General features: G+C 59.7%; 22 protein-coding genes. 14 read left to right on the forward strand and 8 right to left on the reverse strand.

The features are described from left to right. The 5 genes from mobQ to E3C22_RS24105 all read left to right on the forward strand — a co-directional run. A partial coding sequence (gene mobQ, locus E3C22_RS24085) for a MobQ family relaxase (protein WP_206027021.1) occupies positions 1-1,331 on the forward strand: 1,331 nt, incomplete at its 5' end. Positions 1,332-1,398: 67 nt separating this feature from the next. Further along, positions 1,399-1,656: a type II toxin-antitoxin system ParD family antitoxin gene (locus E3C22_RS24090; RefSeq protein ID WP_134764441.1), complete on the forward strand. Its 258-nt coding sequence runs from the start codon at positions 1,399-1,401 to the stop codon at positions 1,654-1,656. A 137-nt stretch (positions 1,657-1,793) separates the two neighbouring features. Further along, the gene (locus E3C22_RS24095) at positions 1,794-1,976 is read left to right on the forward strand and encodes a hypothetical protein (protein ID WP_245515178.1); all 183 of its coding nucleotides are present in this window, start codon (positions 1,794-1,796) and stop codon (positions 1,974-1,976) included. Between the two features lie 45 nt (positions 1,977-2,021). Beyond that, positions 2,022-3,554 (forward strand): sensor histidine kinase, encoded by a 1,533-nt coding sequence (locus tag E3C22_RS24100; protein WP_134764442.1) that lies wholly within the window; start codon positions 2,022-2,024, stop codon positions 3,552-3,554. Beyond that, positions 3,554-3,964 carry a response regulator gene (locus E3C22_RS24105; protein WP_206027022.1) on the forward strand — a complete coding sequence of 137 codons (411 nt, stop codon included), beginning with the start codon at positions 3,554-3,556 and terminating at the stop codon, positions 3,962-3,964. The genes E3C22_RS24100 and E3C22_RS24105 overlap by 1 nt, the downstream gene beginning before the upstream one ends. Positions 3,965-3,980: 16 nt before the next feature. Here E3C22_RS24105 and E3C22_RS24110 read toward each other — a convergent pair whose 3' ends face one another. Both E3C22_RS24110 and E3C22_RS24115 read right to left on the reverse strand, forming a co-directional pair. Next, the gene (locus E3C22_RS24110) at positions 3,981-5,636 is read right to left on the reverse strand and encodes a type IV secretory system conjugative DNA transfer family protein (RefSeq protein WP_134764444.1); all 1,656 of its coding nucleotides are present in this window, start codon (positions 5,634-5,636) and stop codon (positions 3,981-3,983) included. A gap of 62 nt (positions 5,637-5,698) precedes the next feature. Next, a complete protein-coding gene (locus E3C22_RS24115) occupies positions 5,699-6,562 on the reverse strand; it encodes a hypothetical protein (RefSeq protein ID WP_134764445.1) in 864 nt (287 codons plus the stop codon). On the opposite strand from E3C22_RS24115, the gene E3C22_RS24120 reads away from it, so the two are divergent. After that, complete coding sequence (locus E3C22_RS24120; RefSeq protein ID WP_134764446.1) at positions 6,549-7,022, forward strand: hypothetical protein; 474 nt, start codon at positions 6,549-6,551, stop codon at positions 7,020-7,022. The genes E3C22_RS24115 and E3C22_RS24120 overlap by 14 nt on opposite strands. 108 nt (positions 7,023-7,130) lie before the next feature. Here the strand turns inward: E3C22_RS24120 and E3C22_RS24125 are convergent, their stop codons facing one another. Beyond that, a complete protein-coding gene (locus E3C22_RS24125; protein ID WP_134764447.1) occupies positions 7,131-8,351 on the reverse strand; it encodes an IS256 family transposase in 1,221 nt (406 codons plus the stop codon). Positions 8,352-8,420: 69 nt separating this feature from the next. Between E3C22_RS24125 and E3C22_RS24130 the strand changes: the two genes are divergently transcribed. Further along, positions 8,421-8,609, forward strand: a complete 189-nt coding sequence (locus tag E3C22_RS24130; protein ID WP_134764448.1) for a hypothetical protein — start codon at positions 8,421-8,423, stop codon at positions 8,607-8,609. A 141-nt stretch (positions 8,610-8,750) separates the two neighbouring features. Here the strand turns inward: E3C22_RS24130 and E3C22_RS24135 are convergent, their stop codons facing one another. Together E3C22_RS24135 and E3C22_RS24140 are read right to left on the reverse strand one after the other, a co-directional pair. Continuing rightward, positions 8,751-9,293: a hypothetical protein gene (locus E3C22_RS24135; protein ID WP_134764449.1), complete on the reverse strand. Its 543-nt coding sequence runs from the start codon at positions 9,291-9,293 to the stop codon at positions 8,751-8,753. Between the two features lie 425 nt (positions 9,294-9,718). Continuing rightward, complete coding sequence (locus tag E3C22_RS24140; protein ID WP_134764450.1) at positions 9,719-10,117, reverse strand: helix-turn-helix domain-containing protein; 399 nt, start codon at positions 10,115-10,117, stop codon at positions 9,719-9,721. Positions 10,118-10,379: 262 nt separating this feature from the next. Between E3C22_RS24140 and E3C22_RS24145 the strand changes: the two genes are divergently transcribed. The 4 genes from E3C22_RS24145 (at position 10,380) to E3C22_RS24160 (ending at position 13,869) form a co-directional block, all read left to right on the forward strand. Then, on the forward strand, positions 10,380-10,724 hold the full coding sequence (locus E3C22_RS24145) for a DUF2958 domain-containing protein (RefSeq protein WP_134764451.1): 345 nt from the start codon (positions 10,380-10,382) through the stop codon (positions 10,722-10,724). 487 nt (positions 10,725-11,211) lie between these two features. Beyond that, a complete protein-coding gene (locus E3C22_RS24150) occupies positions 11,212-11,397 on the forward strand; it encodes a hypothetical protein (protein ID WP_134764452.1) in 186 nt (61 codons plus the stop codon). 183 nt (positions 11,398-11,580) lie between these two features. After that, the gene (locus tag E3C22_RS24155; RefSeq protein WP_134764453.1) at positions 11,581-13,470 is read left to right on the forward strand and encodes an HWE histidine kinase domain-containing protein; all 1,890 of its coding nucleotides are present in this window, start codon (positions 11,581-11,583) and stop codon (positions 13,468-13,470) included. A gap of 9 nt (positions 13,471-13,479) precedes the next feature. After that, on the forward strand, positions 13,480-13,869 hold the full coding sequence (locus E3C22_RS24160; RefSeq protein WP_134764454.1) for a response regulator: 390 nt from the start codon (positions 13,480-13,482) through the stop codon (positions 13,867-13,869). Positions 13,870-14,011: 142 nt separating this feature from the next. Here E3C22_RS24160 and E3C22_RS24165 read toward each other — a convergent pair whose 3' ends face one another. Together E3C22_RS24165 and E3C22_RS24170 are read right to left on the reverse strand one after the other, a co-directional pair. Further along, on the reverse strand, positions 14,012-14,281 hold the full coding sequence (locus E3C22_RS24165; RefSeq protein WP_134764455.1) for a WGR domain-containing protein: 270 nt from the start codon (positions 14,279-14,281) through the stop codon (positions 14,012-14,014). Further along, positions 14,278-14,847, reverse strand: a complete 570-nt coding sequence (locus tag E3C22_RS24170; RefSeq protein WP_134764456.1) for a recombinase family protein — start codon at positions 14,845-14,847, stop codon at positions 14,278-14,280. Before E3C22_RS24170 ends, E3C22_RS24165 begins: the two co-directional genes overlap by 4 nt. Positions 14,848-15,202: 355 nt before the next feature. Here E3C22_RS24170 and E3C22_RS24175 point away from each other — a divergent pair, with 355 nt between their 5' ends. Next, entirely contained in the window at positions 15,203-17,389 is a 2,187-nt protein-coding gene (locus tag E3C22_RS24175; protein WP_134764457.1) for a methyl-accepting chemotaxis protein, read from the forward strand. A 6-nt stretch (positions 17,390-17,395) separates the two neighbouring features. On the opposite strand, the gene E3C22_RS24180 is transcribed toward E3C22_RS24175, so the two are convergent. Continuing rightward, complete coding sequence (locus E3C22_RS24180) at positions 17,396-17,830, reverse strand: hypothetical protein (protein WP_134764458.1); 435 nt, start codon at positions 17,828-17,830, stop codon at positions 17,396-17,398. A 490-nt stretch (positions 17,831-18,320) separates the two neighbouring features. Here E3C22_RS24180 and E3C22_RS24185 point away from each other — a divergent pair, with 490 nt between their 5' ends. Further along, entirely contained in the window at positions 18,321-18,530 is a 210-nt protein-coding gene (locus E3C22_RS24185; RefSeq protein WP_134764459.1) for a hypothetical protein, read from the forward strand. Beyond that, positions 18,527-19,033: DNA methyltransferase (locus E3C22_RS24190; RefSeq protein WP_134764460.1), on the forward strand; the 507-nt coding region annotated here is incomplete at its 3' end. The genes E3C22_RS24185 and E3C22_RS24190, both read left to right, overlap by 4 nt.

Below are 19,033 nucleotides of genomic sequence, written 5' to 3' on the forward strand. Positions count from 1 at the left end.
TTTGGGTTCTGAGGGAGACGCCGATGGCGTCGTATCACTTCGCGGTGCAGGTGCTGAGACGGGGATCGAAGGTCGACGCCCGGACGGGGGAAACCCGCCCCGGGGCAAGCGCGGTGGCGGCGGCCGCCTATCGGGCACGGACCGTTCTCACCGACGAACGACGCGGGGTGGTTCAGGACTATCGCCACAAGGGCGGCTTGCAGCATGCCGAGATCATGTTGCCGGACGGGGCGGCTCAGTGGCTCGGCGATCGCGAGAAGCTGTGGAACCATGTCGAGGCGCTGGAGACGCGCAAGGACGCCCAGCTCGCTCGCGAGATCAATCTCGCCCTGCCGCACGAGCTGACGGACGCGCAGCGGATCGCCTTGGTGCGGCAGTTCGTCGGTTCAGAGTTCGTCAGCCGGGGGATGGTGGCGGACATTGCCTGGCACAAGCCGGTGGCCGAGCATGGCGACGATCCGCGCAACTATCACGCCCACATCATGCTGACCCTGCGCCAGGCGACCGGCTCGGGCCTCCGCCGTGTGAAAACCCGCGAGTGGAACAGCCGCGAACTGCTTGGCGAATGGCGGGAGGCGTGGCGGGATCATCAGAACAGCATGCTGCGCGAGGCCGGGCATAGCGCCCGGGTCGATCATCGCAGCCTCGCCGAGCAGCGCGAGGAGGCGGTGCAGCGGCGGGACTTTCGGCAAGCGGCGCGGCTTGACCGACTGCCGGAGATCCATGTGGGGCCGCGGGCGCGCAAGATCGCGCAGCGCCAGGCGGTGCCTGAGAGCCATGCCTGGCTGGTGGGGCCACGACGGCCGCGCCGGCAGGATGATCCGCATCGGTTCGGCTTCGTGCATCCGATCGTCCGCGAGACTATGCGGGTGGAGGCCTATGAGCGTCGCACGCTCGACTACCGGCGCATCGACCAGGGCAGCCGGGTGGACCGGCTGTCGCAGATCCACGCCGGCAACGATCGGCGCCTGGAGGACTGGCTGGTGCGAAAAGAGCGGCAGCTGGCGCGGCTCAGCCGCAAGCTCGACCGCTGGAGCCAGGACCTGGCGTTCAAGCTCGAGGGCCAGGTCGGCGGCCGGAAGTATCGCTGGCTACGGGCCCAGAAGGCGGCGGCGGAAAAGGCGGAACGGGAACGGCAGCGCCAAAAGCTGGCAGCGCGGGCGCGGCGGCTGCAGCTGATCCGCGAGCTGAAGGCCGAACTGGAGCTGGTGTTCATCGCGGCCCGGGGCGGCCGGGAGGCGGTGCTCGCCCGGCAGCGGCAGATCGCAGCGTGGCGCAAGCCGATGGTGCGGGGGTGGGAGCGGGACAGAGGGGAGGGGCGGCGGCGGTAATTCTAATAATTGTTAATAACAGTTGTCATAGTGAGAATTGCACCCCATACTGAAATCAGGAGGTCCCATGGCGAGCTTTGCCTTGAACGAACACTATGAGCGCTTCATCAAGAAGCAGCTTGAATCAGGACGATACAACAATGCGAGCGAGGTCGTGCGCGCAGGTCTGCGTATGCTCGAGGATTACGAGGACACGCGGGATCGTCGGCTGCGTGAGGTAATGCCCCGGAGGCTCGATGGGCTGCAGAATGACCCGTCTCAGGCTGTTCCGGCCGAACCCGTTTTTGCGCGCCTCGAAGCCCGTCATAGGGCCCGCGACGAATAGGGGGCATAAGCTGGTGAGTTGTCTTCCACCTACAAGCCGACGCCGAGCTTGCCAAGCTCTATGATGACATCGCCGAACGGGCGAGCGCCAAGATCGCCTGGGATTTCGTCGGGAAGATCCGCGAGGCCTGACAGGACTTGGCAACCTTTCCCGAGCGCGGCACCGAGCGAACAGAGATTGCATGCGGCCTGCGCATCATCGGCTATCGGTGCACCGCCAACATCGCCTTTGCGGTGGAGGCCGACCGGGTGATGGTTTTGGGCGTGTTCTCCGGTGGACAAAACATCACAGTCGACTTCATAGAGGATCGGCTTAAGTAGGCGGAAAGCCTGGCGTCAATTTTGCTTGGAGATTGCTAGGGAAACATGAGCATCGCAGTACCGATTGGCAACAGACAACGCGTCGCCCAGTCAGAACAGATATTGTTCGGTCTCGTCGTGCTGATTGCCGCCCTCGTCCTTTTGCCCGGCTGGCTGTTCGGTAGCAAATGGCTGACGCAGGTTTATCCTGGCGGTGCGGTTATGGTTCCGTCAACCGCTTTGTGCTTCATTCTCGCAGCTGCAACGCAAGCGCTGAGGGATGTTTCGGGCTCGCGGATGGAAAATATCCGCCGGCTTTTCGCAGCGATCGTTGCCGTTATTTCTTTTGCGGATCTTGCCATAGCGGTGATCGGAGCGGCGCCTGGCGTTGATGCTCTTTACGCCGAACAGTTCACAGGGACTGGTAGCAGAACTCCGTCGATGTCACCAGCGACAGCGATCTGTTTCCTGTTAGCGATTGCCCCCGCTATTCTTCCTACAATTGGCCGAGCACACACCGCCGCCGAAGCATCGGCCACTGGTGGGATCCTGATAGTCGGTGTCACCCTGACATGCTACGTCATCAAACCGGCGGCGCTCGAAGGTGTTTTCGTTTTTGCAGCGATGGCCTTCCATACGGCAGTCCTGTTCCTCCTACTTTTCACCGGTATTCTCCTGCGGTCGCCCGAGAGTACCTGGATTCATCTCATTGCTGATAAGACGCCACAGGCGACGCGCACGCGGCGGCTTTTCTTTATCGTGATCCTAGCACCGCTTCTCATAGGATTCGTCGCGGTCAAGAGCACCGATGCCGGTTGGTTCGAGCCGGATTTTCGGGCCGCGTTCTTCTCGGTCATGCTGATGGCGATTGGCGGCGGTGCCGTACTCGCAAATGCGCGAGCCCAGGAAATGAGCGAAGCCCGGCTCCGGCAGACGATTGCGGAACTGGAAACCGTCAGCGCCGATCGGGCAACGCTGCTTCGCGAAGTCTACCACCGGGTCAAAAACAATCTGCAACAGATCGACGCGCTGTTGTGGACTGAAGCCCGCAAGCACAGGGGTTCGCCAGCCGTTCAGATATCATTTGAAGCGATGAGTGGCCGGATACAGGCGGTTGGCCTCGTTCACCGTCTGCTTCTTCAGCGTGCCAATCTCTCGAATATTCATCTAGGAGAATTCCTGATGGATTTGTCCGCGAATATCAACGAGGCCAACGGGCTCAGTTCCCGCTCAATTTCGTTGACTATGACTGCAGCCGACGAGGAGATAACCCTCAGTACAGCGACGACGATCGGCCTCCTGATCAATGAGATCGTCACCAATTCCATCCGGCACGCGTTTCCTAGAGCGACTGGCGGCAATATCGCCGTCACATACGGCCCGGGTTCAGGAGATTCCCTGCACCGCGTCCTTGTGGTCAAGGACGACGGTGCCGGCTTTGACCTCGCCGGCGAGAGCGACAGACGGCGGCGCGGGACAGGCACCTTTTTGATCCGCAGCCTTGTCGGACAACTTGGTGCGGAGATCACCATGGAATCACACCACGGCACGACCGTCACAATTCGAATTCCACAGTCGGTTTTGAAAGAGATGCGCTGATGAGCAGACCAGCCCGCGTGTTAATAGTCGACGATGACTTTCTGATCGCGACGTTTCTTGAAGATATCTGCCTCGACACCGGTGCTGACGTGGTCGGTGTGGCGCATAAAGCGGAGACGGCTGTTGAGCTTGCGCTTGCCAGGAAACCGGACGTAATTCTGATGGATGTGCGGCTTGGCCCCGGCGCTGACGGCGTTGAGGCCGCCGCGGAAATCCAAGAGACCCTTCTTGATGTGAAAGTCATCTTCGTCACTGGCTCCAACGAGCCGGAAACAATCGCACGCATTAACAAGAATAATCCTTATTCTATCTTCATCAAACCCGTGAATCCGAAGGATCTGTCCGATTTAATCGAATCGTGCAGCGCACCCTCATTCGATCGGGCAGTCAGCATAGCCAGCCAATTCTAACGCATTCGAAATAAACCTATGTGGCCGGCGCGCTTGGCGGTAACCCTCGATCCAGTGAGCGCCGCGGCCTGAGGGGCGCAGGCTCGTGCGCCATGGCGTCGGATGCTTCGGTCACTTGCGTCTCCGCCCGAAACGGAAATTCCGGCTGCGGCGGCACCGCCGCCCGCCACTTGTCCCACTGCCCCGCCCAGCGCAGCCGGCGCCGATAGTCGATGCGCTTGGTCATCATCGGGAACGCCAGGTTGCGGAACTTGATGATCATGCGGGTGACCGGCAGGCGCTGGACCTCGGCCGGGTCGAGCAGCCAGTAGCCGCTTTCGTTCTGGCCCTGCTGGTGCTGCTGGCGCAGCCAGGCATCGCTCGACTGCGACACCCCTTGCGAGCTGGAGAGCACGGTGGCGTGGCCGATCATGGTCGAGACATAGGCGGCAGTGTCATTGTCGTTGGTGCCGAAGAACACCCGGCAGGAGGCATTGGCGAGGAACGCCGGGCCCCGCTCGGGGCCGTAGACGCTGATCGCCTGGAGGATGTGTTGCCAGATCAGCACCGGGGTGCAGTAGGCACGTAGCAGTCCAGCCTGCTTTTCCAGAGGATCAAGGGCGCCGAGCACGGCGACCTCGTCGAGCAGCAGCAGCACCTTGCGGCGACCCGGCGCCAGGCGCTTGGCGCGCAGGATGGTGGAGAGCACGCAGCCGGTCATGACTCGTAGCCAGCGATCGTAGACGGCGAGGAACTCCTCGTCGACGCAGAGGTAGACTGTGGCGGTGCCGGTCACCAGCTCGTCGAGGCTGAAGGTCGAGGCGCTGGACAGGACGCCTCCGGCCGAGCCGGAGGACCAGATCTCGGTGGCCTTCTGGACGTTGGAGAGCACGCTTTCGAACTCGCCGGCCTTGCTGGTGTCGCCGGTGGGCAGGGTGCCGAGCAGGCCGGAGGCGATCTCGGCCGCCTTCACCGAGCGGGAATTCCGGGCAATGGCTTCCAGGGTGGCGCGGAAGGTGTTTGCCTCGCCCACCGAGAGCCTGCGCACATGGGCGAGGGTGCGGGTCTCGGGCGGCTCGGCGAGGGTATGCAGGATCAGCGCGGTGAGCAGCGACACCGCCTTGTCGTCCCAATGGGGTTCCCGGGCGTCGGGGCGCACCATGTAGCGGGCGAGCATCGCCGCGTCGTCAGCCTCGAGGGGCGTGCCGGCGCGGACGATGTCGAGCGGGTTGTAGCGCTCGGAGTGCATCAGGTCGGTGGGGCTCAGCATCCGAACTTTGCCGAACTTCGCCCGTCGGCGGCGGGTGATGGCGTAGTTCTCGCCCTTGGGATCGGTGACCAAGATCGAACCGGGATAGTCGAGCAGGGTTGGCACGACGATGCCGAGGCCCTTGCCGGCGCCGGTGGCGGCGAAGACCATCACCAGGCCGTCCTGGGTGAAGCGCAACAGGCGGCCGAAGCGGCCCTTGCCGAGGACCGGCCCTTTGCCGAAGAGAAGGCCGCTCCTCAGGATCTCCCAGCGGGTGGCAAAACGGGCAGTGCCGTGGGTGCCGCCTTGGCGCACCTGACGGCGGGCGAGACGCACGCCGCCGCGCAGGACGCGCCAGCTTCCGATCGCCAGCGCGCGCAGCAGCCGCACGAAGGCCCACAGCAGCCAGGCGATACTTTGGAAGAAGAAGGCCAGCACGTCCATGGGTTGAGAGTGCCATAGCGGCGCGGCGGTTCAAAGCGGGGCTGCCTGCCGGGTGGTCAGTGCTACGGCGCGACCGGCTGGAATCCGGAACCGAGCCGCGCTTGCCAGAGGGCACCGTCGGCGGGCGGTAGCGGCCGGGGCGTCACCCGGTCGAAGGCTTCGTCGTCGAAGAGGTCGGGCAGCGGCAGCATCAGCTCAAGCTCGTCGTCGGCTTTCTGGGACTCGGGCATGATCGGCGGCGGGGTTGGCTGGACGAGCTTGATGAAGGGTTTCCCTGGCCGGGCACACCAAAGCGCCGCATCCGCCGGCGGCAGGGGCTGCGGTTCGACCGGGTCGAAGCCGCCATCGTCGAAGGGCGGCGGCATGGCCGGAGCCGGCGTGTCGGCGACGGCACTGTCGTCAAGCTGCGGCGGGATCTGGAAGGGATCGCCGTCGCGATGGGCGGCGACCATCAGGATATGGTCGAGGCGGTCGAGCAGCTCGTCACCGAAGGGATGGCGCACCATCAGCTGGCTGCCGGTGGTGACGTAGATGGCATGGTCGGGATGGGCGAGGACGTGCGCTGCGGACGGCAAGACCGCGGCGGGTCGGGGCGGGGCCACCGGCCTTGGGCTGGCCATGGCGACGGCTTGCTGCGGAGGCGGAGGGGGTGGCACGGCGCCGGAGGCTTCAGCCGCCGTCGCCGGGACGGGTTGAGCCACGGCCGCGGCTGCTGCCCGGCGCGCGCGCGTTGGTGCCGTCGCGGATGACGGCAGCGGCTGTTGCCGTGGTGCAGGCGATTGCGAATCGCGGTTGAGTTGTGATTGTCTGGCGATCAGGCGGCTTGCTCCTCGGACGATCCAGGTGGTCGCACGGAGGGCGAAGCCGAGCAGGGCGAAGACCAGCTTCATCTCGAGCTTGAGCAGTCGGAATATGCCGTCCAACATCTATGACGCCTATGCCACCAAGATCTGCCGCCACGCTGGGCTGCCGGCAGGATGCTACAGCGCCCAGGACCTTACCGCCATCATCATGCAGCTGCCGCTGGGCGAAGCCCATGCGGCGCTCGACGGGGTCGAGCATCCGGCCCTGCCGCGGCTCGGCGAGACCGTGACCGTCCAGGGGCACATGCAGGCGAACTTCTTCGACGTGCTCGGGATGGCGGGACGGGAGCTGTTCGCGTTCACGGTGCCGGTGCTGATCCGGCGGGACTATCTGGAGCGACTGGAAGGCTGGCGGGAATGGCGGGTGCTGGCGCTTTATCTCTGGCAATCCGATCTGGAGCCGTTGATGGTGTTCCGCAACACGCCGATCGCGGTCAAGACCGGCCCGTTCGAGGAGGCGGCCTACTACGTGGCTGACGTGCGGGTGGCCTGCGCGGGTGGAAATTTTGAATGGCAGGAATAGCCGACTGCGTTCCTTCGTTGTATTTTGTGATGCCGCATGTGCGGTGTCTTCACGAAGGGGAAAGGGGACTGTCAGGAATTCCGTGTGCGGGCGGGCGGTTGAACATTGTCAGGCCATGGCCTGTGTAAAGCGCTCGCCGTAGAGGATTGCGAACTGCGCCTTGGCCATTGCCCACTCACGGGGGGCCATTTTCCACTCCTTCTCGGCCCGGTTCAAGACGAGGAAGAGAAGCTTCATCGCAGCGTCGTCGCTCGGGAAGTGGCCACGGGCACGCACAGCCCGGCGGAACTTTGAGTTCAGCGCCTCGATCTGGTTGGTGGTGTAGACGATTTTGCGGACCTCCTCCGGGAAGGCAAAGAACGGGATGACCTCGCTCCAGGCCCGCCGCCAGCTTTGCCCGATCGCCTTGTACTTCTGGCCCCATTCGCCCTCCTCGAACACCGTCAGGGCCTTCTTGGCCGCCTCGGCGTCGGTAGCTCGGTAGATGCCCTTCAACGCGGTCGCGACGGGCTTGCGGTCTTTGTAAGAGACGAAGTCGAGGCTGTGACGCAGAAGATGGACGATGCAGGTCTGGACCGTGGCGTCCGGAAAGACCGCGACGATCGCCTCGGGAAAGCCCTTCAGGCCGTCGACGACAGCAAGAAGGACATCCTCGACACCGCGGGTTTTCATCTCGTTCATGACGCGGAGCCAGAACTTGGCACCTTCGTTCTGCTCTAGCCAAAGGCCGAGTATCTCCTTGGTGCCGTCGGCGCGAACCCCGAGGGCGATATGGACCGCCTTGTTACGGACGAAGCCTTCATCCCGGATTTTGACCCTGAGAGCATCGAAGAAGACGATCGGATAGACCGGCTCGAGCGGCCGGGCCTGCCAGGCGGCGACCTCGTCCAGAACCGCGTCGGTGACGGCCGAGATCAGGTCCGGCGAGACATCGACGCCGTAAAGATCATGGAGATGACCGACGATCTCCCGGTTGCTCATGCCCCGGGCATACATCGAGATCACCTTCTCATCGAAGCCCGGAAATCGGCGCTGGTATTTGGCGATCAGCTGCGGGTCGAAGTTCGAGTGCCGATCTCGCGGGACAGACAACTCGAACTTGCCGCTGTCGCTCGTCACGGTCTTCTTGCCGTAACCGTTGCGGCCGTTTCCGGCTCCATTCTCGCCGGCAAGATGGTGGTCCATCTCGGCGTTCAGCGCCCGTTCGGCCAAAGCCTTCTTCAGGCCATCGAGTAGGCCGCCGGGGTCAAAGGCGGTCTTCGGATCGGCGCCCGACAGAAGCTGGTCGAGCAAAGCGTCGGGAATGCTGGGTTCCTTGCGGCGGGCCATGGGTGATCTCCTTCGGTCCCATTATGCCCCGCCCACACACGGAATTCCTGACAGTCCCAGGGGAAAGGCATGAGCATTCGGGATATCAAGGAAGCGATGGACGCAGGACACCGGGCTGGGGTGGAGCGCACGCTCAAAAACATGGCACAGGGCAAAGAGACCAGCACTTGGGAAGCCGCCCGTGTCGGCGCGGCGGCCGGGCTGAAGAAGCAGGCCCCCAAGACGTTGGCGAAGCTGGCGCGGCTGCTCATTCGCTGAACGGTAGTAGAACTAGGACTATTCGGCGCGGTTCTTAAACACAAAAAAGCGCGTCGAATAGCCAATAAGGTCACATAAGATATGAAATTATATTTTTAGTATATTGCGCCGCTGAGTAAGCGTCAGTGATACAATCATATATCAATGATATTGTTCTGGCTCCGAAAATTTTTCTAGTATACTTAATAGCTTTCGGAATTTGTATTTATATGATTTACGTTCCTTTATAGCAAAGATTGCTTCTTCCAGCTCGTACTCGGATATTTTATCAATATCAATGTAACGTACGACTGTTCCGGAGCCATATGCCGTACGTAACAATATATCATATAATAATATTCCCATTACCAAAGCAGTTAATTCGGATGAGTATTTTATCAGATAGTGACCGTTGTCATTTTTTGGCACATATGACGCAAAATTACATGAAGACATAAATTCTACGAGAGTGGCTACTACCACTAAATTCCTTTTGTTGGTGTTGTAAATATTCAAAGGAAGTCGAATGCTTCCTTTTACCCATCTGTTATAACCATCACGAAGAATTTCTTTGTCTGGATATGAATCATCACATTCATATTTATACGTCAAATATGCGCACGCCCTTTCAGCAATAATTTGAAATCCCTTTGGGTCAATTGCGTCAATAATGCCGGTAAATTCATACGGGACATCTTCTGTCATAAATTTTATGCAACAAAATTAGCTCCCTTAGCGGGAGCTTTTTTTCTCGTGAAGGGCGATACTGTCATTTATAAGTCGATCGATATCTTCCACTGTTACTGATCTCTTGTAAGGCTTATTCTTTTCTATTTTTCGGAAACGTTCTTGCAGATCTCTAGCATTTTTTATCTCACTTGGAGTGAGATAATCGTGAAGACTCTTGCCTTTTGGCCTATTTGAAACGTCAGACATATATGGTCCTTGTGGTTGGCTCTGCCGAGCCAACAGCCCGACAAGGCTGTAGATTAGCTGAATTATGATTTCATCATTACCTGAGGTTGTCGAGACAATTTTTGTAGGGAATCGATTTCCCTTTGTTGTGTCACTAATCAGCATCATGCCCGCTGCGCACGTTTTCACATCGCAATAATATATGATAATGTCCTTTATTCCTCAGGCGCTTGAGCCGCCGCGTCTTTGACGATCGCCTCGACTAGCCGCACGACGCCGCGACGCACATCGCGATCAGAGATCGTAGTGAAGGCGCTGTTGAGCTCGAGACCTTCAGGAGACTGGACGAAGGACGCTAGCCCGCCGTCGTCGATTTTTGAGGCTGCCGCATCGTCGAAAAATGCGCTGGGGGGCAGGTCGAAGACGTCCGCCACCTTCTGCAGCCGGCTGATGCTGATCTGGTTCGTTCCATTTTCGTATTTCTGCACCTGTTGAAAGCTCACGCCGAGCGAGCGCGCCAGAGCGGTCTGGCTCATGCCGTGCGCAAGCCGGTGCATACGAATACGGCCTCCGACCGCCGCGTCGATCGTGTTGCCAGTCTTTGTCTTCGCCATAACCCCGCTCCCAGCCAAACGGGATGCTAGCCGGGTGGCCCTCTTGATGGCAACCGAGACGTGTCAGTTGTGACCGGTGAAGGATGGCATGCCGCTCTTCGGTGATCGCTGCCCCTCGGCAGGGTCGTGTCTGCCCGCCGGCATCCGTCCGTCCACGCCCGGCCCGCGCCAGACCGTGTTGGGCAGGACTGCCGGATTGAAGCCGGCGGGCGCCCTCTCCCGTGCCCGTTAGGGCAAAGAGCAATCAACGGGAGACCCTACCATGTCCCTCATCACCAACGCCCAACGCGCGACCATGCTCGAGAACGGCCGCCGCTCCGCTGCCGGCCAGGACATCGACCCCTTGCCGGTGGTGAAGCTGTTGACGCCGGATGCCAATGCGACCTGGCTCTTGACCGAACTCGACCCGGCAGATCCGGACATCGCCTTCGGCCTATGCGACCTTGGCATGCAGTCTCCGGAGCTTGGCTCGGTGCGGATCTCGGAAATCGCCAGCATCCGCGGCAAGCTTGGGCTGCCGGTGGAGCGCGATCGGCATTTCAGCGCCGACAAACCGTTGTCAGCCTATGCGGAAGCGGCGCGCCAGGCCGGAGCCATCCGGACGTGACCGGAGGCCGCTCACGCGGCCTTCCCTGGACGCCGCGGGCGTGTCGCATCGACCCTAGCAGACTAGTCCACCCGCCCGTGTTCCCCGCCGCTTCCCCACGTCAATGCTCCGACCCTGCCCGCGAGCCACGGGTCTCGCGGGCTTGCTCCGCAACCGGGGCTCCCGCATGGACATGGGGGCCCGCGCCGCGGTGACAGCCTGCAGGTCCGCTGGTTTGCCCTACGGGCGCGGTCAGGCCATTCTGACCTGACCTCAACCAGTCTCGGCGGGCCCGCAGGCCGTCAACCCGTGCTGGCGTGGCTAAGGCGTTGAAGCCGAATACAATGAAAGTGTTTTAAGAACGAGCTTCGATCCGTCTGTCTGAAACTTGAAACATGCGCGAAACTTGCGCCGGCGCAAAAAACAGGATGACACCCCCGAAAAATCGGCTAAGCTTTTGTTATCGAACCATTTGTTGGACAGACATAGGGTGGGAACTATGCTGCGAATGATCGAAGCTCAGGCCAAGGCTCTGGTCGAGAAGATGGAGCACCTGGAGGACCGTGAACTGGTACATGAGGCGCAGAACCTTTACGCCACCATCGTTTCAGCGATCCGGGTGGCCGAGAAGCGCGCGCAGCGCGACCTTAAAGGCGCAAACTCGCAAACATCCCAACAAGGCGTCGCCATCTGAAACAGAATGCGCAATTCTGTTTTAGATTTGATCGGATAGTGGCTTCCAACCCATCACGGTCATTTGCAACATAGGCAACGCTCTTACGAAATGGTGCCATTGTCTGGCTTTGGGTCTCTTTCGATGATCTATGAGATTTCAGCCATATGATCAGAGACTTAGTGACACAAATTGTAAGTGAGCATGACAGAAAGCTCCTCGGCAACTGCAAAGACATCGTTCGTTTCGGCCCCGGACACATCGCTCAGCGACCAGGATCGCCTGCAAGCCTTACAACGATCGGGCTTGATGGATTCGGCTCCCGAGGAGGTCTTCGACCGGACTGTCAGTCTTGCCAGCCGCTTGTTGAAGGCCCCCGTGAGCTTGCTGTCGCTCGTCGACACTGAAAGACAGTTTTTCAAAGCGCAGACGGGGTTGGCCGGCTCGGCCGCAGAAGCGCGAGAAACACCGCTTTCGCATTCGTTCTGTCAGCACGTCGTTCAGCAGAACGCCCCCTTGCGGGTGTCGGACGCTCGAACAGATCCCCGAGTCAAAGACAATCTCGCGATCCGCGATCTGAATGTCGTTGCCTATCTCGGTGTACCGGTGCGTGCACCGGGCGGAGAAGTACTTGGTTCTCTCTGCGCGATCATGCCCGAGCCTCGAGAATGGACGGATGATGACCTTACCAATCTCACGGATATCGCCCTTCTCGTGGAAAGTGAAATCGCTTTGCGCGAAAGCCTTGTGCATGTGGAGCAGGAGAGGACGTTTTTTCGAGACGTGATCGACCAGCTGCCGATCGGTGTTGTCATTGCAAAAGTCCCCTCCGCTGCAATCGTGATGACCAACAATGTTGGCCTTTCGCTCGTCAACGAAGAGGTCTCGGCTGAGAAAGCTCAAGATTATCGAGGATTAGGCGCACAGCACCATAACGGCGCGCGCTACAAACCGGCTGAATATCCTCTTGTCCGTACTGTCGTAGAGGGAGAGGTCGTCCTCAATGAACCGATGCTATATCGGCGTGGCGACGGCGCTCTCGTCGAGTTTGAGGTCAGCTCTAGGCGCGTCGGAGAAGACCAGCGAACAGCGGTTGCCACCTTCGTCGACGTGACCGATCGCAAGCAGGCCGAAACCTCAGCTAATGAGGCGCGGGCTCAGCTTCTGAAAGTCCTGGAAGCAACCAGTGATCCCATCCTGTTTCTGAAGCAGGACTGGACGATCACCTACGCAAACAAGGCTTTCACCAAAAACTTTGCTGGCGGTCGTGACCTCAGCGGCGAAACGGTATGGAAGGCCTTTCCGGGTTGGAAGGGAAACCCGCTTTGGCATGCGTTTCACGATGCCGTAGAAAACGATGTGATGGAAACGGCGGAGCTGTTCCTGGAGAAGACCAACCAACGTTATGAGGCGCGTGCTTTCCCGAGTGAGGAAGATCTCACGGTCTTTTTCCGCGATGTCACGGCTGAGCGACAGGTCGTCGAAACCCGTCAGCTGCTCGTTCGCGAGCTAAACCATCGCGTCAAAAACCTGTTCGCGGTTGTCTCCGGCATGATCGGCATGACCGCGCGCCACACACGTACCCCTGCCGAAATGGCTAAGGCGTTACGAGGTCGGGTCAGTGCTTTGGCGCAAGCCCATGAACTCATCCGTCCAGCAGTGACGCAGGAAGAGATCGGTCAGCCGGATGTCTCCCTTCAAAATCTCGTCGCGTCTCTGATCGAACCGCATCTCACCCATGAGAATGACCAGATAACGATCGAAGGTCCCGCAATCTCACTTGGAGCGAACGGATCTACCAATCTTGCGATGGTCCTTCATGAACTGGCGACGAACGCGGCGAAATACGGTGCGCTTTCCGCTCCGCAGGGACGTCTTGTCGTGCGCTGGTCGGTAAGAGCTGACGTCGCCTACCTGACATGGACCGAAAGCGGTGGCCCTCCGGTCGAACACGAACAATCCACCTCCGGCTTTGGCTCAACCCTCATTGACATGAGTGTCAGAAGCCAGCTGCGTGGCACGGTCGATCTCGATTGGCGCCAGGAAGGGCTGGTAGTCGAACTCTGTTTACCTTTGTCTCGTTTGCAGGCCTAATCACGTACAATGACTCTCTCCAATCACCACCTCGCAGATCAGATTGTTCTGATCGCGGAAGACGAGATGTTCATCGCTCAAGACATCGCGTTTGCAGTTCAGGATGCAGGAGGAGAAGTCGTTGGGCCATTCTCGACCGTCCAAGAGGCCTTGGACCATCTTGGAAACGAGCCGGTCACGGCCGCCATATTAGATGTCAATCTTCTCGACGGCGACATTACGCCTGTTCTCAAAAGTCTCGTGGAGCTGGAGCGCCCGGTGGTGGTCAACACAGGGACCGTACGACCCTGGGAGATGGAAGGTGAATTTCCGTCCGTTCCTATATTTTCAAAGCCAACAGACCCAGAGATTCTGATTGAAGAACTAACGAGGCAGATAAAACCACAGATGACGACGTAGAATACATTGAGTTCTCCCTAGATCGGACTAATCAGCAGGTTCTCCCCAATTGGGTCATGCAAACGCTCGATTTTGAAACACTTTCACTGTATTCTGTTTCAGCCGGGCGCGAACGAAAGCGCCATGCCAGTGACCTTTCTCCTTAGGCGTAGCCGCGGCGCTCCTTCACCCGGCGAAGCCGACCATACTCCCTCACGGCCGCGCCGGCCGTTTCAAAGAATTGCCGCATCACTCGCCCGCCGCGGCTGATCCGGCCATACTCGCGCGTGAGAGCATAGCCGCCAAACAGTGTCGGCTCGATAGCCAGGACGTAGAAGCGGGACATGCGACGCTCGGGATTGACCCGGCAGAGATAAAGCCGCGGCGGCAGGGAGGCGGCCAGGCTGTCCAGAAGGTCGAGCTGCACCGTCATGGCCGTAACCGCCCAATCGTCTGATTGCTGACGTTGAACGAGCGGGCGATCGACATGTGCGGCTCGCCATTGGCCTTGCGTTCGAGCGCTTCGGCCTTTTGCGCCGGCGTCAGCTTTGGGCGCCGCCCCATCTTCACACCACGCGCCTTAGCGCGGGCGCGGCCTTCGGCCGTGCGGGTCTTGATCAGATCCCGCTCAACGTCGGCGAGACCGCCAAGGATGGCCAGCATGAGGCGGCCGGTGCTGTCATCGGTATCGGCCCAGGGCTGCGCGAGCGAGCGGAACCGCGCGCCGGCGTCGACGATGCGCTTGACGATAGCGAACATGTCGAAGGTCGATCGGGCCAGGCGGTCGATGCGGGTCACCACCAGCTCATCGCCAGGACCGAGGGTGGTAAGGAGCTTCATCAGCTCTTTGCGGTCGGCCTTGGCGCCGGAAACCTTCTCGCGGAAGACGATCGTGCATCCGGCGCCATGCAGCTCCTCGAGCTGGGCCTCGAGGGTCTGGCCGACAGTGGAAACGCGGGCATAGCCGAAGGAGCGGATGGGGGCGCGACTTTTGTCCATGATTTATGGAAAGGATAACCCATTGGCCAGGCTACGCAATCAAAATATTCCATAAATCGTGATTTTTGTCGACTTTACTTGCGGCCCACGCATCAACATCCGATGACTGCAGATGACCACGCCTCTCAACCGGGGACGGAAATCAGTCTCTCATTCTGGCAGGAAATGGCGAATCGTCGCGTTGAACCGATCCGCTGGTACGGCACCCAATTAGGACATAAGTCTCTAAAACAATAATAGAAACGACAAACAACTAAAATGTGTTTTAACCAAATTGGTTCTAAATATTCCTAATCGCGAATGTAAAGCCTGTGATACCTTGAAATGGGCTGCGTCAAATAAGGAAAACCGATCAATGCGCCTGAGAGATGTGCCTGTCGGCCTGCGCCTGGCTGCGACACTTGTTATCCCTGCTGCTTTGCTCGTCTTCATCGCTCAAGGAGAACTAGGCGCAGCTTGGACCCGCTATCACCACATGTATGATCTCCGCATTGCGACCAAAGAGATTGAAATCGTCGCCAATCTCATCCACGCGCTGCAAGTCGAGCGCGGAACGACGGCAGGCTTCATTGGCAGCGCCGGCGACCAGATGGGTGAAAATATGCGTAACGCACGTGAGACGACCCATGAGGTTCATGAACAGTTCGAGCGTGCCGAGCACGTGATCGAAAAAGTCGGTGACCAGTACGCCAAACCGTTGATGGAGCGAATTGATCCCATGACCCACGATGGTCTGGAGAAGCTTCGCAAGAAAATTGATGCGCTAGCCGCGACGCCGGGAGAGGCTTTCACCTTCTATACCGATCTCATCGACGGATTAGCCGCCCTCGCCGTCTCCCTTCATCACGGCATTGATGAAAAGGAGATCGCTGCACCGCTCTCGGATTTCGTCCTGCTTTTGAAGGTCAAGGAGTTCGCCGGCCAGGAGCGAGGCCTTGGAGCCGGTGCCATTGCGGCCCGGCGATTTTCCTCGGAGCAGTATTTCTTGTTCACCGAAATGGGAGGCAAAGAGGACGCGCTGATCGAACTCTATTATGAAGGGGTGGGGCCCGAACTTGCTCAAGACGCTCGACAGCGCCTTGCGGCTGCGCGAACAGCCATGATGGAAATGCGTCAGGGAATGATCAGAAATGGTCAGATTACTGCCCTGTCTTCCTTTAGCGCGGAAAAATGGTTCGAGATCGCCACTGCCCGGATCAACATAATCCGAGAGCTTGCCCAAGAGACCATTCATCGCATCGAAGCCAGAGCTGTCGCTCTGGGCGATAGGGCCTTTGCCACTTTTATCGAACTAGTCGGCCTGGTGCTGGCCCTCACGCTTCTCGTCGCATTTGTAACCTTCATTCTTGCCTGCTCAATCAACCGGCCACTGCGTGCCTTGACGCAGAGCTTGAAGGCTCTGCTTTACGGAAATGCAGAAATCCAGGGCGTCGACGACTCGCGCAAGGACGAGTTTGGCGACATGGCTCGCACCGTTCGTGCCATCATCGTCCAAACGGACGAGAATGCCGCGCGCGAACGAGAAGACGAGGCGGCACGGATTGCCGAGCGCGAGCATCTCAGAGCTGCGACCGACGCCGAACGAGCTGAAACGGCCGCCCGATCCATGCGGGCTGTAGAAGAGCTTGGAACAGCGCTACAGCATCTGTCCGACGGCGATCTCAGCTATCGCATCAAAACTCATTTTGCCGACGTGTTCGAGCCGTTGAGGACGAACTTCAATCGGTCGCTCAACGCACTCGATGACGCGGTTGGCGCGGTTGCCGAAGTATCGGGGTCGCTTCGTGGCAATACTGGCGAATTGCAGATCGCGGCCGACGATCTCGCCCGGCGCACGGAACAACAGGCTGCGTCTCTGGAAGAAACGGCAGCAGCCCTTGGCGAAGTTTCGCAGACGGTGTCTGAAAGCACCGAACGGGCTGAGCGGGTCGGAAACATCGTCGCCAAAGCCGCGAAGGAAACGCAAATTTCCAATGCAGTCGTGAGACAAACAGTCGAGGCGATTCGAACGATCGCGGCCTCTTCCGAAGAAATCGTCCGCTTTGTAAGCGTGATTGATGAGATCGCCTTCCAGACAAACCTCCTCGCTCTCAATGCCGGCGTCGAAGCAGCACGCGCCGGCGAGGCGGGCAAGGGCTTCGCCGTTGTCGCCAGCGAGGTGCGTGAACTGGCCCAACGCTCTGCTGCCGCCGCCAAGGAGATCAAAGACCTTACTGACCGTTCGGTAGCCGAAGTCGAAAACGGCGTAGCCCTTTCGGAACAAACTGGATCAGCACTTGACGGCATTCTGCAGCAAATCCAGGCGGTGCATCAGGAGATGCAGGCGATGATATCGTCGGCAAGGTCGCAGTCGACCGCGCTCGCCGAGGTCAATCAGGCAATCTCCCACATGGACCTGACAACTCAGCAGAATGCGGCAATGGTCGAACAGTCGACTGCTGCAACCAACAACCTCGCTGAACAGTCTCAGACACTCGATGCTCGGGTCGCCGGATTCAAATTGTCAGGGAAGAAACGGGCAGATTGTTCCATGGCCGCATGATGTGATTTACAGGGCTGGCCTATCGGCAGACCCTGATTCTTTAATTTTCCCTGCAATAATCCCCGTAATAATGATTCTGAAGCTGGACATTAGCATCTGACCAAACTCAATATGCTCTATATTAATATGGTCGCGGCGCCCAAGTGCTGCTGCTTCAGAGATATTCTTATGGTCCACGACCAATATCGCCGGAGTGATTTGGTTCGGACCCGGTTTATTACGGATCCGCTCAAGGAGCGTCGCTCCGAGCGTATTCTGTACCATGCCGGCAATCACAAGCACATCGAACGTGCGTATCTCAAGCTCGTCCGTCGCCTCATCACAATCTAAGCTCGTCCAGACCTGCCAAACAAGGGCCCGACCATACTCTACATAGCAGTCGCGTTCTGCTGTATCGCGGCAGATACAAAACACAGACGGGATTTCTGCAAAATTACCCATAGTAGATACAGGCCGATTAACGGCGGAGTTGCCGGAGTGACTGTTCTTGCCAAATGTGGTGGAGGAACGGCAGTCGAATGATCACCTGCCTATCGTTTGGGAGCATGCCCCGACGGCAGGCCTTGTGTTGCATTCTTCCGCAACGAAATCACCTGCTGTAGAATATAAAATTTCCGTGTAAAGCCAGTTATTTATGGGGACTGAGACGACGGCGTCATGGTCAGGTGTGGCCGGCGGACAGATCCTCTCGTCTTGCCCCAGCCGGTGTGACGGATTGGCGCTGTCGGCGCTCTCCCGTGCGCCGGCCAAGCCACGCGGCCGAAACGGTCGGGGTGATGGCCCCGGCAGCCCGTCCGGCAAGGCATCCAACCGTATCCCTGAAGGGAGCCCCTCGGCCGAAGCCTCCTTGCCTGCCGGTCTTTGCCCGTTCCCGAGGTCACCCGACCGGCCGCGATAGGCGTGGCCGGATAAACCAACGGGAGACCAACCCATGACATCGAAATCCAAATCCACCGTCCCCAGCCACAGCGTCTATGTGGTCGAGGGCGAAGGCGACCGGGCCTTCTGGACCAAGGTCGGCTCAGCCTGGCGCCATGACGACGGCGACGGCTTCAACCTCAAGCTCACCGCGCTGCCGATCGACGGCCGCCTGGTGATCCGCAAGGCCAAGGCCAAATCCGACCGGGAGGCGGGGCGATGAGCCCCGTCCCTGCCCTGCGGGGCGCGGAGGCTCCGCGCAACACGGTCATCCTCGGCGACTGCGTGAGGGTGATGGCATCCCTGCCGGCGGGCTCGGTGGACTTCATCCTTACCGATCCCCCCTATGCGGCGCGCTATCGCTCTCGCGACGGCGAGCGTCTTATCGGCGACGACCGGGTCGACTGGCTCGAGCCTGCCTACCGCTCGATGGCGCGGGTGCTGCGTGATGATGCGCTGTGCCTGACCTTCTACGGCTGGCATCATCCGGACGCTTTTACCCAGGCCTGGAAGGCTGCCGGGTTCACCGTGGTCGGTCACCTGGTGTTCCCGAAGCGCTATGCCTCGTCGGTGCGCTACGTGGCCCACAGCCATGAACAGGCGGTGCTGCTCGCCAAGGGCCGCCCTCCCCTGCCCCGCGTGCCGGCGAACGACATCGGCGCCTGGCACTACACCGGCAACCGGCGTCATCCCACCGAGAAATCGCCGCTGATCCTCAGCCCCTAT

Origin of the sequence: Jiella endophytica (genome assembly GCF_004519335.1) — a bacterium.
Taxonomy (GTDB): Bacteria; Pseudomonadota; Alphaproteobacteria; order Rhizobiales; family Rhizobiaceae; genus Jiella; species Jiella endophytica.